The organism is Ancylobacter aquaticus (genome assembly GCF_004339465.1).
GTDB classification, from domain to species: Bacteria; Pseudomonadota; Alphaproteobacteria; order Rhizobiales; family Xanthobacteraceae; genus Ancylobacter; species Ancylobacter aquaticus.
Genome location: NZ_SMFY01000001.1, coordinates 990,957 through 1,005,726 on the forward strand (window position 1 = coordinate 990,957; position 14,770 = coordinate 1,005,726).

Below are 14,770 nucleotides of genomic sequence, written 5' to 3' on the forward strand. Positions count from 1 at the left end.
TGTATCCGTCCCGGTAGGGCTCTTTCCGAAGAGCGTGTGCAGCTTGTTCATGCGCGGTCGCCCCCATATTTCGTCGATATACCGTTAGTTTCTTCATTTGACTCTTCAAAAATACTATAAATAATAGCGGTATACTGAGAAATAATTCCAAAATATTCTAATTGGAATTGATGAAAATACAGATTCGGCTTTAGTTTCGCCGAAATATCTGACGTTGTGACCATAATCAGCGAAACGAAAAGACCACAATGCTTGACGCGATACTCATGTTTGCGGCCGTGACGGTCACGCTGGTCGGCGCCGGAGGGCTGGACCGTCTGGCCGTGCCGCCCCGTGATCGCGCGCCGCGCCGGCCCTGGCAGGCCCACGCACTCGGCGCGCTCATCGCGGGCTGGCTCTGGCTGCTCTGGCTTGGCCTGTCGGCGCGCCCGCTCTTCGCCACTGTCGCGGCGCTGGTGACGCTGGGTGTGTTCGCAGGGATTTCCCGCGCCAAATACGCCTATTTGCACGAACCGCTCGTGTTCAGCGACCTCGGCTTCATTCCGACGCTGGTCCGCCACCCGGCGCTGTTCTATCTCGGACGCACGGAAGCCGCCGGCCTCGGCTTTGTGATGCTGCTGCTGGTTGGGGTGATCGCGGCCTGGACTTGGCTGGAACCGCGTGCGCTGGGTGAGGCCGCCCAGTTCGGCGTGCTCGCGGCGGCTGGCCTCGCCGCCCTCGTCGTGCCGCTGCTGGCCGGCCGCATAGCCGGGGCGCTGCCCGGCCTCTCGCGGCACCTGCTCGACCTGCCGGCAAGACGCTTCGTCGGCCTTCAGGGCCTTTCCGTCTCGTTGCTGGCTGGCTTCGCCCTGTGGCGGAAGGACGGGCAGCGGGAAGAGACGCGCCCTGCGCCGGCCGTGCAGGCCAGCGGCTATGACGCCGTCATATTCCTGCAGTCGGAATCCTTCACTGATCTGCGCCGAAGCGGCGTGGCGCTGGACCTGCCGCATTACGATCGCCTGCGCGCGCGGGCGATGGCTCATGGCCGGCTCGAAGTGTCCTGCTATGGCGCCTACACGCACCGCTCCGAGGCGGAGATGCTGACCGGGGTGGCGTTTGCCGACCAGCGCATGGATCGGTTCGACCCCTATCTGCGCCCCGAGCGGCTGGCGCCGGCCTCGCTCGCGTGCGGGCTCGGTGCCCTCGGCTGGCGCACGTGCTTCCTGCACCCGCACGATGCGCGCTTCTTTCGCCGCGACAGGGCCATTCCCCGCCTCGGCTTCGCGCACTTTGTCGACGAGACCGCCTTCGTGCCGGGCGACCGCTTCGGTCCCTATGTCGGCGACGCGGCGGTGGGCCGTCGCATCGTGCAGGAAATCGAGGCCGCCGGCGCGGCGGGCAAGGCGCTGTTCCTGATGGCCATCACCATGGAGGCGCACGATCCCTATGGGCCGGGCCGGCTGCCCGGTCTCGACGACCCGGTCGCGCAATACGCCCGCCATGTCGCCAATGCCGACGCCATGCTGGGCGCCGTCGTCGCGGCGCTCGACGCGCGCACCAATCGCTCGCTGCTGGTGTTCTATGGCGATCATGCGCCGATCCTTCCCGGGCATGAGGGGTTGGCGGAGGACCAGGCCACGGATTACCTCGTGCTCGATTGCGGACGGGCGGCGACGAACGCCAGCGAGCGCCCGGCCTCTGAACGCTCGCCAGCGGCGATCAACGCCTTGCTGCGCTCGAAGCTCGCGGAGGGGCGCCAGGGAGACGAAGGGGCGGGTATGGCCGGGGAATCCGCCACGACGTCGATGATCCGGTCGACGATGGAAAAGTGATCCGCCCAGCGCGGCATGCGGATCTGCGCCAGCTGGCGCAGCTGGGCGGCGCGCGCCTGCGAGTCGGGGTGCGCATAGTCCTCGATGGCCCGGGCCCAGCCCAGCCCGTCGATCGGGTCGAGATAGCAGGGTGCCGCACCGGCAATGTCGCGAAATGCCTGCAGATCGGAGCAGATCACCGGCACGCGCAGCGCCATCGCCTCGAACAGCGGAAGGCCATATCCCTCGGCGAAGGACGGAAACAGCACGCCGCGCGACTGCTTCATCAGGCGCCGCAACTGGCCGTCGGGCAGCCGGTTGCACTCCAGCACATGGTCGCTGAGGTTGCGGCAGCGCTCGATGATGTCGATGACGTTCTCATTCTCCCAGCCGCGCCGCCCGACGATGATCAGCTTCGGCGCCCGCGCGCCGAGCTTTTCCACCAGCACCCGCCAGGCATGCAGAAGCACGAGATGGTTCTTGCGCGGCTCGATGGTGCCGACGGTGAGGAAGAAGGGGTGGATCTCCGGCATGGCGGGCTCCTCCTCATCGAACTCGTCCTCGATGCCGAGCGGGCTTACCACGCTGGGGGGCATGACCAGATCGCTGCGCCCGGCGAAGGCGGTGAGCTGGCTCCGCGTGTGCTGGGAGTTGCAGATGACCGCTTCAGCGGAATTCAGCACGGTGCGCATGCGCGTCTCGTGCTTTTCCGCATCGCCCGGCCGGACATATTCCGGGTGGGTGAGGGGAATGAGGTCGTGCACCAGGTACATCGGCTTGAGCCCATGGCCGCGTACCATCGAGCGCACGCCGGCGATGGAATTGAGCCCCTCATGCGACACGTTGAGATAGACCGCGCCATGCGAATTGCGCCGCCGCAGCAGGCGTGGCAGCAGATTGACCGGCGAGAACAGGCGCTGGAGCGGCGGCAGCGCGTCCGGCAAGGCCGAGCGCGGCGGGGCCGGCGGCTCAAGTTCGCTCAGCGTCCCCGGGGCGAGGCGAAGGAAGCCTTCCACATTGCCCAGCTCCCGCCGGGTGATCCGCCCCTCGGACTGCTTCCAGCGCCGGGCCAACGCCTCGATGAAGCCGGCGACGGTTTCGGCGTCGAGATACCAGGTCGAGGCGCGCACCCGGCCGACGAAGGCGGCCTGGTCCTTGTACTGACGGCTTCCAAGCAGATGGCGGGCATAGGCCAGTTCGACGCGATCAATGCCCGTGGGCGTCGCCTGCGAGGAGCGCCGCAGCAGCCGGGTGATGTCGAGCACGACCTTCATGTTCACTTCCTCCACTCGGGGGCAGCAACCACCCCCTCCTCGCCGCCAAGGCCGAGAGGGGCGAGGGAACGGGAGCACTCGACGTTCTCTTCGACGAGCCAGTCGATCGCATTTTCGATCTGCTGCGCCGTGTGCGCGGCCGTGATGAAGAAGCGCAGCCGCGCGGCGCGGTGCGGCACCGCCGGGTGGATGATCGGCAGGACGTTGACGCCGCGCGCCAGCAGCCTTTCCGACAGCAGCACCGCCTTGAGCGAGTCGCCCACCATGACCGGCACGATGGCGTGGCCCTCGGCGGTGCCGGTGGAGAGGCCGGCCCCCTGCGCCGCGTCGAGGAAATGCCGGGCATTGGCCTGCAGCCGCTCCACGCGCTCGCCCTCGCGCTCCATGACGTCGAGGGCGGCCAGCGCGGCGCCGGCCGCTGCCGGCGGCAGGCCGACGCTGTAGACGAAGCCGGGCGCGGAGACCTTGAGATAGTCGACCAGCGCCTGCGGCCCGGCGATGTAGCCCCCGCACGAGGCGAGCGACTTGGACAGCGTGCCCATCCAGATGTCGACACTCGCCGGATCGAGGCTCGCATGTTCGGCGATGCCGTGCCCGCGGGCGCCAAGGACGCCGATGCCGTGCGCCTCGTCCACCATCAGCCAGGCGCCGAAACGCTGCTTGAGGTCGACCAGCCGGGCGAGGTCCGGTACGTCGCCGTCCATGGAGTAGAGCCCCTCGACGACGATGAGCGCCCGCCGGTAGCGGTGCCGCTCGCCGACCAGCATGCGCTCCAGCGCGTCGAGATCGTTATGGGGAAAGCTGCGGCGGGTGGCGCCGGCGAGTTCGACCCCGACGATGACGCTGTTATGGATCAGCGCGTCGTGGAACACCGCGTCCGGCGCACCGACGATGGTGCCCAGCGTGGTGACGTTGGCGGCGTGGCCGGACACGAAGGACAGCGCGTCCTCCGCCCGGTGCAGGGCGGCGAGGCGCGCTTCTAGGGCACGATGAATGGGGCGCTCGCCGGCCACGACGCGGCTCGCGGAGACGCTGGTGCCGTAAAGCGCGATTGCCTCCTGCGCCGTGCGCCTCACCTCGGGGTGGCTGTTCAGGCCGAGATAGTCGTAGGAGGCGAAATTCAGCACCTCGCGCCCGTCGATGCGCGTCAGCGCGCCGGCGCAGCCCTCATGAGGGCGAAAGAACGGGTTGGCGATGCCCAGCGCCTCGCCGGTGGCGCGGATCATCCGCAGCTCGTCATAGCCTGGCAGCGTGTCGAAAGAGGTGTCGTACGCGGGCGCGGCGGCGGGTGGCGCCTCGGTCGGCCGCCCCCGCATGCGGGCCAGCAGCGCCGCCCGGTCGGCGGCGTCGAGCCGGATATCGTTGACATGAGCGGTCATCGCAGCAGGCCCCCGTCGCGGCGGCCGTCAGTGATCGCCTTGGCCTTCAGCGCGTCCAGGATGGCGGCGGTCGGCGGGGCATCGAGGTGCCGGTCGATCAGCCGGGCGCTTTCCTCCGGAAGGTGAATGCCCGGCGCGAGCGGCGCCTCACCCGGGGTCTCGGCGAGCGGGCGCAGCTTGCGCAGCACCCTGTCGGCGATGTCCTGCAGCGTCGCTCCGGAATCCAGCCCCAGCATGGGCAGCGCGACCTTGTGGCGGCGCTGCATTTCGAGGTCGAGTTCCAGCCCCATCAGCGAATCCATGCCGATGTCGCTGAGCGCCCGTCCCGGGTCGAGCGTGTCCGGTGGAAGCCGCAGGATGCGGCCCAACTCGGTGGAAAGAAGGCGCAGCACCGTTTCGCGCGCCTCGTTTTCGCTTTGCTCGCGGATGAGCGCGACAAGGTCGTCCTCCCCGCCGGCATCGGTGGCGTCGTCAAGGCTGGGGCGCAGCGCGGCGAAGCTGGCTCCGGCCATGACAGCAAGATCGCGCCCCGCCCGCCAGTTCACCGGCGCATGCACGCTGACGGGGGGCGTGTTGGCATCCGAAAGGCACGTGCCGAGATGATCGAGCGCCTCGGCGGCGGTGAGCATGCCGAGGCCGAGCCGGCGGCTCAGTTGCTCCGAGGTCGCGCGGTCGCGGGCCAGAACACCGGCATCGGAAATCGCGCCCCAGGCGATGGCGAGCCCCGGCCGGCCCTCTCGGCGCCGGCGGCGGGCAAGACCTTCGAGATAGGCATTGGCGGCGACATAGGCGGCCTGTCCGGGATTGCCAACCAGCGTCGTGGCGGAGGAGAACAGCACGAAATAATCGAGGTCCAGCCCGGCGGTCGCCGCGTCCAGATGGCGCGCGCCGTCGACCTTGGGCCCGAGCACCGTCTCGAAGCGCTCGTGGTCGAGGTCGCGGATCAGCGCATCGTCCAGCACCATGGCGGTGTGCACCACGCCCGCGATGCGCCCATGGCGGACACGAAGGCGCTCGATCAATTCGGCGCAGGCCTCGGGATCGCGCACGTCGAGACGCTCGGCCACGATGTCCGCGCCCTCGACCGCGAGCGGCGGGTCGACCACGCCCCGGCGGGAGGCGACGACGACATGGCGGGCGCCGCGCATGGCCAGCCAGCGGGCGGTCTCACGGCCGAAGCCACCGCCACCACCCACCACAAGGTGCACGCCCTCCGCCGCCGCCACGAAGTTTCCGGCTAGCTCGACGGGAGCGGGGACGTGTGTCGGCGGGCGGATGAGAATCTTGCCGACATGGCCGGAGCCCTGCATCAGCCGGAACGCCGCGCGTGCCTCGTCGGCGGCGAAGACACGGTAAGGCAGCGGCTGCAGCGTGCCGGCCTCGAACAGGCGGCCGATCTCGGCGAGCATCTCCGTGACCAAGGCCGGCCGAGCCGCGATGAGCTGGTCGGCATCGACGCCGAAATAGGTGAGGTTGCGGGCGAAGGGCCGCAGCCCGATGGGGGTGTTGGCCACGAAGTCGCGCTTGCCGAGTTCGACGAAGCGGCCGAAAGGCTTGAGCGCCCGCAGCGAGAGTTCCATCGGCCGCCCGGCGAGCGAGTTCAGCACGACATCGCAGCCGCCTTCGGCCTGCAGCATCTGCGCGAAGGCGGTGCTGCGGGAATCATACACCGTTTCGGCGCCGAGCAGGCCGGCGAGCGCCCGCTTCTCCGGCGTCCCCGCCGTGGCGACGACACGAGCGCCGCGCATCCGGGCAATCTGCAGGGCGGCCATGCCGACACCCCCGGCAGCGCCGTGGATGAGAACGGTCTCGCCCGCTTCCAGCCGGGCGCAATGCACCAGCCCGTACCAGGCGGTCAAAAAGGCCACCGGCAGCGTTGCCGCTGCGTCGGCGGCGAGGCCGGCGGGTGCGCGCAGGACGGCGACGGCCGATACAGTGACATGGGTGGCAAAGGCGCCGGGCGCGAAGGCGACCACGGGGTCGCCCGGTTGCAGCCCGGCCACTTCGGGGCCGGTGCGGGTGACGGTGCCGGCGCATTCAAAGCCAAGCGTGGGGCCGGCAAAGCCCTGTCCCAGCATGTCGTCGCCAACCAGCCCCTGCGCGAACATCACGTCACGGAAATTGAGCGCCGTGGTCTCGACGGCGATTTCGACCTCGCCGGGTCCGGGGGCGCGGCGTGGCTCGGACTGCCAGACGAGGCGATCGAGAGAGCCGGGCAACGTCATGGCGAGGCGGGCGGCGGTGTGGACACGGTCTGCCTTTGCCGGCTCCGCTGGCGCGAGGCGCATTGCCTTCAGGCCGTCGCCATCAATGACCAGTTCACGCTCGCCGGGCACGCCAGCGACGGCGCGCGCCAGTTCGCCCATCGCGGCCTCGTCGATTACCGGCCGATCCAGCGCGATCAGCCTGATGTCGAGATCGGGATACTCGTTCATCGCCGTCCGGCCGAAGGCCCAGAGCGCCGCCGTGGACGGGGCCTCGCCCAGCGGATCGCCGGCCATGAGCAGGCGCAGCGCGGGCGCCTTGGGGGCCGCCCGCAATGCCTCCAGCAGCAGGCGCGCCTCGTTCAGCGCACCGGCGAGAGTGCGCGCGTCCTCGCCGCTCGCGAGCCGCCAGACCAGCACGCTGCCCGCAGCACCCACCACCGGCAAAGCAGGGTCGGGATCAAGTATATAGCCGGCTTCGGAGATAAGGCAGGAGCCGACGTCTTCCTTCAGCAGGGCAATGAGGGCGGCCACGCTCACCTGGTGGTCAGCGGCCTCGGCCACGGAAGTGGCGAGCAGCACGATGTCGGTGACGGCCCGCGCGCCGCGCAGTCGGTGGTTGCCGCGTATGCCTGCGGGAGCGTCCAGCATCATCAGCCGGGCGAAGCCGCTGGTGGCGAAGCCGAAGGAGACGAGCGCACCTCCCGGCCGCAACACGCCACTCAGCCGCCGGGCGGTCTCGCCGCCGGGGTCAAGCGGAAGGCGCGGATCGAAGTGCAGGATGAGGTCCGCCTCGGGCGCCTCTTCCTGATGCCCCAGGAAAACACCCACGGACGGCCGGATGCGGTCGGCGAGGGTCGGGCGGGCGGTGGGGTCGGAGGGCAGGACGGTAAGCACGATGTCGCCCGCCTCGACCAGCGGGCGCAGCGCGTCGAGAAGGACGCCGTGCCGCTCCACCACGATCACAGAGGCCGGCGCGTCGACGCCGCGCGCTACATCGCCGACCAGCGCTGCCACCTGTCCGGCGAGGGTGCGGGCGGCGGGGGAGGCACTTTCCCACTGGTCGATGAGACCCAGGCCCGGAGCGATGTGGAGCGAGCCGCGCAGATGCTCGCTGAGATCGCTGGCGAGACGGGCGCCGATGGCGAGTTCGGCGGCGCGGTCCGGCGCCAGCCCGGCGATCTCGTGCAGCAGCGGCTCGGGCGCCGGCAGGTTACTCTGCGGCAGCACGCGCCATCCCTCGGCCGGGATCTGGCAGGCAAGGCCACCCTCGGCCAGAAGCTCCAGCAGCGACAGGAAGGCCGGGCGTCGCTCCGCCGCCAGCCGCCCCTGCTCGACAAGCGCCTCGATGGCGAGCGGGACGTCGTCCCGGAGCGCGTCGCCGGCAATCGCGGTCACGGCCCGGTGGGCGATGGCATAGGCCAGTGCGTCCAGGATCAGCGCATCGTCGGCCGGGGCGATGTCGCTGGCGGCATCGAGGAAAGCTTCCACACGCTGGCGCGCCTGCGTCGCCGCCGGGCCGAGACGGACGTAGCTCTGGCGGAAATCGCGGTCCAGCGTCTCGGTGGAGGTCAGCGCAACGGCGCGCAACTCAACGCCTTCGATGTGGGCGATCTCGTCTCCCGCCGCGTCGAGCAGCGCCACATCGAGAGCCAGTCCACGCGGGCTGGCGCGCCGGATCGCCAGGGCAGCGCGCACCGGAAGCGCCGAATCTCGCACGGTGAGCGCCGCGAAGCGAACCGGCAGGAACGTGGTGCCTGATGGTGCGGCGAGGCCCTCGGCCGCGAGGACGAGGCCGTGCAGGGCCGCGTCCGCCAAAGTCGGCGCCAGCACATAGGCTTGCTGCATTCGGTGCGGCGTTTCCTGAGGCGGGTCGAAGGTCAGGTCGATGTCGGCACCCACGCGCCGTGCCGTGCGCACCAGCCGGAAGGCCGGCCCGTAGTCGAGGCCAAGCCGGGCGGCGGCGGCGTAGAGCGCGTCGGCGTCGAGAGAGGTGCCGCCTTCGGGCAGGACCGGGCGCGCGGTGGCGGCCGGACGGAAACCTGTATCGGCAAGCACTCGCCCCTGCGCGTGCAGGCTCCATTCCTGCGAGCCCCGGGCGCGCGAGGAGACGGTGATGCCGCCGGCGGGCTCAAGGGCGACCCGCGTCTCCACGCTCTCCCCGGGCGACAGGCGAAGCGCCGTCAGTATGGCAAAGTCCTCAAGCCGTAGCCGCCCGGTTCCAAGCGTCTCGCGGCCGGCCGCCAGCACCATTTCGGCCAGCATGGTCGCCGGCAGCACGACATGGCCGCCGACCTTGTGGTCGGCCAGGAAGGGGCGGGCCTCAATGTCCAGCATCCCCCGCCATTCGCTGCCCCCGGCGAGCAGCCGCGTGCCGAGCAGCGGATGATCGGGGCCGGCTCCGCCGATCAGGTCGATCGCTTCCGAGGAGCGCGGCGGGCGGATAGACTGGCGGTGCCAAGGCGTCTTGGGCAGCTGGATCCGGGCGGGGGGTAGTGCAGGGCCGAACATGGCCTCTGCGTCCACCGCCGCGCCGTTCACTAGCGCAGCCAGCTGGCTCCGCTCCACCGGGTCGTCCTCCGCCGTGTCTTTCTCCTGCAGCGAGGCGAGCACGGTGGCCGGGCGACCCTCATCGGCGAGAATCTCCCTGAGAAAGCCGGTGAGGACGGCCTTCGGTCCGATCTCCTGAAATATCCCGATGGTGCTGTCGCGCGCCGCCGTGCGAACCGCCGCGTCGAACTGCACGGGCTGGCGGATATTGTCCCACCAGTAGGAGGCGTCGAGCGTGTCGTCCTCGATACGCTCCCCCGTAACGGTCGAGATGAAGGGGATCGCCGGTGGGCTGGGCTTTAGCATCGACAGTGTTTCGATGATGGGCTCGTAAAGAGGCCCCATAGCCCGCGAGTGGAAGGCGTAGTCGAGGCCGAGGCGCTTGCCCACCATGCCCTGGCCCCGCGCCCGGCGGAGCACGGCGTCGATGGCCACGCTGGGCCCCGAGAGCGTGACGCCGGTGGGCGCGTTGATCGCACCGATAACGAGTTCGGGCTGGGCGACGGCCGAAATCAACGCCTGCGCCTGTTCCGGGCTCGCCATCAGGAAGGCCATGGCGCCGGAGCCGCGCGTGCGGCCCTGAAGCTGGCTGCGCCAGTAGATGAGGCGCACCGCATCGAGCAGGCTCAGCGCACCGCAGATATGGGCGGCGGCGATTTCGCCGACGCTATGGCCGATCACCGCTGCCGGCGCGCAGCCGCCCGCCATCAGCGCCCGGGCGAGCGAAACCTGCAGCGCGAAGATCAGCGGCTGGGCCGTCTCGGTGGCGGCAAGGGCGGCCTCGTTCGGCGGCTGGGTGAAGGACGCCGCCAGCGACCAGCCGGCTAGCGGCTTGAAGACGGCGTCGATCTGCTCGATCCCGCGCCGGAACGCCGCGCTGGCCTGCCAGGCGGCATGGCCCATGCCGGCATACTGGCCGCCATTGCCGGTGAAGACGAAGGCCACCCCGCCCGCCGAGCCGCGAGGTGTGCCGCGCAGGAGCGCGGCCTCGCCATCCCCTGCCGCGATACGGCGCAGCCGGGCCGGCACATCCGGCCCGTTCACCGCGATCGCCAGGCGATGGGGCAGCGTGGAGCGGCCATGCGCAGCGGCATGGGCGACGATTTCCGGCGCCGCCTCACCCTCCAGCCGGTCGGCATAGGCCTCGGCGAGGGCCGACAGGCTCTGTGGGTCCGTTGCCGAGATCATCAGCACGGGAGCGATGGCGCGTGCGTCCGCGACTGGAACCTCATGGGCATCGGGCAGGCGAATGACGGCATGGGCATTGGTGCCGCCGAAGCCGAAGGAAGAAATGCCGGCAAAGTTCGCCTCTCCCGTGAGCATGAGCGGCTCGGCGGCGGGGCGGAGGTTCAGCGCCTCGAAATCAATCGACGGATTCAGCGTGTCGAGGTGGAGCGAGGCGGGCAGTTCGCGCCGCTCCAGCCCGTTCAGCGCCTTCAGCAGGCCGGCGAGGCCCGAGGCCGGTTCGAGGTGGCCGATATTGGACTTCACCGAGCCGATCGGCAGCGGGGACGAACGCCGCCGCCCAAGCGCCGTGCCGATGGCGCGCGCCTCGGCCGGATCACCCACCAGCGTGCCGGTGCCGTGCGCCTCGATAAAGGCGAGGCCGTCGGGGTCGATGCCTCGCCGCTCATAGAGCTCCTCGATCAGCCGCTGCTGCGCCCGGCTTTCCGGCATGGCGATGCCGAGCGTGCGCCCGTCGGAATTGGTGCCGGTCGCCATGACGACGGCGCGCGGCGTCCGGCCTAGGCTCTGCGCGCTTGCGAGCCGGCTCAGCACCGTGACGACGCCGCCCTCGGCGCGGACATAGCCGTCCGCCTCGCCGGAGAAGGGCCGGCAGCGGCCGGTGGGCGAGAGCATGCCGGCGCGCGAGAAGCCGACGAAGTTGAACGGGCTGACCAGAATATTCACCCCGGCGACCACGGCCGTGTCGACCTCGCCGCTCTCGATCGCCTTCACCGCCCGGTCGAAGGCGACCAGCGAGGAGGAGCAGGCGGTGTCGATGGTGAGACTCGGGCCGGTGAAGCCGAAGACGTGCGAGATGCGATTGGCGATGATCGACAGGGCGTTACCGGTGACGAAATGCGCGTCGGCGGCCGCGATGTCGGGAACGAAGTGCAGCGAATGGTCGAGTGAAGAGGCCCCGACGAAGACGCCGACATTGGCCCCGGCGAGCGGCGAGAGCGGGATATTGGCGTCCTCGAACGCCTCGCGCACCAGTTCGAGCAGAAGCCTCTGCTGCGGGTCGATCTGTTCCGCCTCGCGTGGCGACAGCCCGAACGCGCCCGCGTCGAACCCGAAGATGTCGTCAAGCACGCCGGCGGCGAAGGTGTAGGCGCGGCCCGGCGTGCCGCGAACGGGATGGAGGAAACGTTCATGCGACCAGCGGTCCGCCGGAATCTCGGTCACGGCACAGGCGCCCCGCGTCAGCAGGGACCAGAAAGCGGCCTCGTCCGCAGCGCCCGGCAGCCGGCAGGCGCAGCCCATGATCGCTGCGGCGTGCAGTGCCTGTGGCGAACCGGAGGAGAGGGCGGCGTCCGCGCCGTGAACGATGCTATCCAATCGGCACCTCATCTGACGTTCATGCGATATGGCAGCCGGCGGTGCAGCCAGGCGTGTGCGGCGCGGCCTTTTGGGCTGCACCGCCAGCGCCTAACTGCCGGAGGCGGCCCACTCCGAAGCGGCCGTCGCTTCCGACGGCGCGTGCGCCGTCCGGGAGGCATCGTGGATACGGTGCCGGATGCGCGCTGAAATCGCGTCGCTCCACTGGACGAAGTCGTATTTGCGCGAGACCCGGGACTGGCCCGCGCTGGCGCGGGTGGCCCGCAGGTCGGCATCCGCCGCGGCCTGATACAGCGCCCGGGCAGCCGCCTCGACATCCGGTATGCCCCACTGGCCGATATAGCCCCGGCTGGCGAGATATTCCGGCGGTGCCGGGGTCTGCTGCACCGGCACGAGGAAGGCGTTGTCGGCATCGCAGAAATCCTGCGAGCCGGAATAATCGGAGACCACCACCGCCTTGCCCGCGAACATGGCGTCGGCGATGAAGTAGCCGAAGCCCTCCGAGCGGTGCAGAGACACCATGGCGTCGACGCTCCACATCAGCGTCCAGTATTCCTCGGCGGTCAGATTGCCTTCGACTAGGGTGATCCGGTCGTCGCCGGCAATGCGTTCCTCGATCTCCTCCCAGTACGAATCGATATTGCTCCAATGGCCGGGATTGACCTCCCGGATCTTGATCAGCAGCCGCACATTGAGATCGCTGTCCTCGAACGCCCGCTGGAAGGCCTTCACCACGTCGAGCGGGTTCTTGCGGACAATGGACGAGCCGAATTCCGCCGCCGTGAGGAAGATGAACTCGGACGGATCGGTCCGGAAGCGGTCGAGGAACGAGACAGGGGCGAGGGGAGGGTGCAGCCCCTTGTCGACCACCGTAACCGGCACCGGGGTGATCTTGCGATACGCCTCGGCGACATAGTTGCTCGGTGTCCATATCTCGTCGACGGCAAGCGCGCCCAGCGTGTGATTAGCCGGCGGGCGGTCGCTTTCCCACAGGTAGAAGCCGATGATGTGGGCGTCCTCGCAGATGCCGGCGAAGCGAGCAATCATCTCCGGCGCCCGGTCCGCATTCACGCACAGGAGGACAACACGGGCCCGCGCACCGATGGTCGGATTGTAGCCGGCATCGGGATTGACGCAGGAACCGTCATCGGCGTTGAACACCAATGGCTGGAACGACGACAGCGCCTCCGCGAACATGCTGAGATTGCGCCCGACGCCGGTGTCGTTGGCGTGGCCGATGATGACGAGGTCGCGACGGGGCACCGCGTCCCGCAGTGCCTCGGAAGGCGCCTCTATCCGGCCCATCGCTGAGAGCGCGGAGAGTTCGGGCACGCGGGCATAGACATCGTGATACAGCCGCTCGCGCCAGGCATCGGCGCCGCTTTCCGCAATCGCCACGTCGGGGCAGGGCGCATCGGCGAGGATCGAGATCAGCGCCAGATCGAAGCGGGTGAAGTCGGGCGTGCCGCCGGCGCCCCAATAGGCGCGCCAGACATTCGGGGTGAAGGAGAGCCGGTCGGGCTGGGTGACGTCGAGCGCCACCTCCTTGAAGCTTGTGCGGCGAATGAAGTCCTCATCGCGCAGCCGGTTGCCCAGCCCCTGGTCTTCCAGCAGGAACAGCCAGTACCAGCTCCACGGCAATTCGCGGTTGCGGAACACATCGGCAGGTGCGGAAAGCGAGCGGCGCAACCCGTCGGACACCAGCTTGACGTTGTTCTTGTCGGCGATGAACGGCGCGGTGGCGAACTTGTACTGGACGAGGCGTAGGCCTTCCTCGGTGAAGATGTCGATATGCGGGTAGTGCCGGCGCCAGAAAGCGAACAGGGTGAGACTGATCTCGTGCTTCATCACCCGCCGGTTCATCACCGGCTCGCTGAGCAGGGCATGTATTTCGTCGGTCAGGCAGAATACATGCCGCTTGTACCAGTCCTCGAATACCTCGGAGACGATCCAGTTGGCAACCGACTGGCCGCCGGAAAGCTTGCTTTTCAGCTCCAGGCGATTGGCGATGTAGCGGGTGTAGACCGACGCGCGCCAGCGGGCCGGCGGCTCGTCGGAACTCTCGAGGCGGCGCGTGACATTGGGAATGTCGTGCCAGACGAGGTGGCGTAGCCTCCCCTCGCGGGCGGATGTCCCGATGCCGACGATGAAATGGGTCAGTTCCTCCCGGGTCTCCGCATCGGTCCAAAAGGTCTGGGCGGCGAAGGTGCCGGCGGTGGCGCTCTCGTCGTCGACGCGCAACACCATCTGCCGATGCGCGGCGAGCCGGTAGCCGGTGACGTGGATGGGCATGTGGGCCTCCGGCGAGGTGGTGCGCTCGAAGACGCAGACGCCGTCGACCTCAAGCCGCAGCGCGACCGGCCGCCGCAGATCGCCACGGTTGAAGCCCCAGGCGACGCATTGCCCTTCCTGCACGAACACGCCGCCGAGGACGTTTTCGCTTTCCGAAATTTGTAAGTAATTTCTGCCAGAGCTGGCAAACGCGTATGCGCTCTGAAGTTGTTCTTCAGCATTCATTCCTTCATCGCCCATCCGTGTATCGCGCAGAGTTGGAGCCGACGACACCGCGTTATCGGGGTTGAAGTCGCGTCCGGCCTGATGCCCGAAGGTCTCAAAATTCATGAGCCACCCGTTTCGATGGTCGACGTTTCGAGGGGAATCAGCCTTCAAACGCCGTAAAAGCATTCGAAGATGATGCGTGCCATGTGCATTGCAGCATCAAACCTGACGATCTGTCTAGGGGCTCATTCATGTATTGTTGCATCATTCTTCGGCAATAAAGGTATCAAGAAACCTATAATGCTAATGATTTGCTTCATTACGCTAATGGAAGCAATTTTGAACGAAACTAATGCCAGTGTTGGCGAAGTTCGCGCGTTCGTGTCGGGCTAATAAGACTCACCTGTTTGCGGCGATAACGTGATGATCCCCAGTATGGTGCCAATTTACCGATTGGTTGCAGTATTTAAGTTGAAGAATGAGTCATGTTCTCATCCCTTTTGTGCTGCATT

Annotated in this window: 4 protein-coding genes and 1 pseudogene; 1 reads left to right on the plus strand and 4 read right to left on the minus strand. The window is 68.4% G+C overall.

Annotated elements, in window-relative coordinates:
• Window positions 1-611: 611 nt before the first annotated feature.
• Window positions 612-1,577 (plus strand): annotated as a pseudogene (locus EV667_RS22825) (LTA synthase family protein); the annotation flags it as partial.
• Window positions 1,578-1,621: 44 nt separating this feature from the next.
• Here EV667_RS22825 and EV667_RS04645 read toward each other — a convergent pair.
• The 4 genes from EV667_RS04645 to EV667_RS04660 all read right to left on the minus strand — a co-directional run bounded on the left by EV667_RS04645 (window position 1,622) and on the right by EV667_RS04660 (window position 14,180).
• Complete coding sequence (locus tag EV667_RS04645; RefSeq protein ID WP_131834109.1) at window positions 1,622-3,064, minus strand: glycosyltransferase family 4 protein; 1,443 nt, start codon at window positions 3,062-3,064, stop codon at window positions 1,622-1,624.
• Between the two features lie 2 nt (window positions 3,065-3,066).
• The gene (locus EV667_RS04650; RefSeq protein WP_131834110.1) at window positions 3,067-4,443 is read right to left on the minus strand and encodes an aminotransferase class I/II-fold pyridoxal phosphate-dependent enzyme; all 1,377 of its coding nucleotides are present in this window, start codon (window positions 4,441-4,443) and stop codon (window positions 3,067-3,069) included.
• The gene (locus EV667_RS04655; RefSeq protein WP_165901552.1) at window positions 4,440-11,759 is read right to left on the minus strand and encodes a type I polyketide synthase; all 7,320 of its coding nucleotides are present in this window, start codon (window positions 11,757-11,759) and stop codon (window positions 4,440-4,442) included. Before EV667_RS04655 ends, EV667_RS04650 begins: the two co-directional genes overlap by 4 nt.
• Before the next feature lie 90 nt (window positions 11,760-11,849).
• The gene (locus EV667_RS04660) at window positions 11,850-14,180 is read right to left on the minus strand and encodes a glycosyltransferase (RefSeq protein ID WP_207907672.1); all 2,331 of its coding nucleotides are present in this window, start codon (window positions 14,178-14,180) and stop codon (window positions 11,850-11,852) included.
• Between the last annotated feature and the right edge of the window lie 590 nt (window positions 14,181-14,770).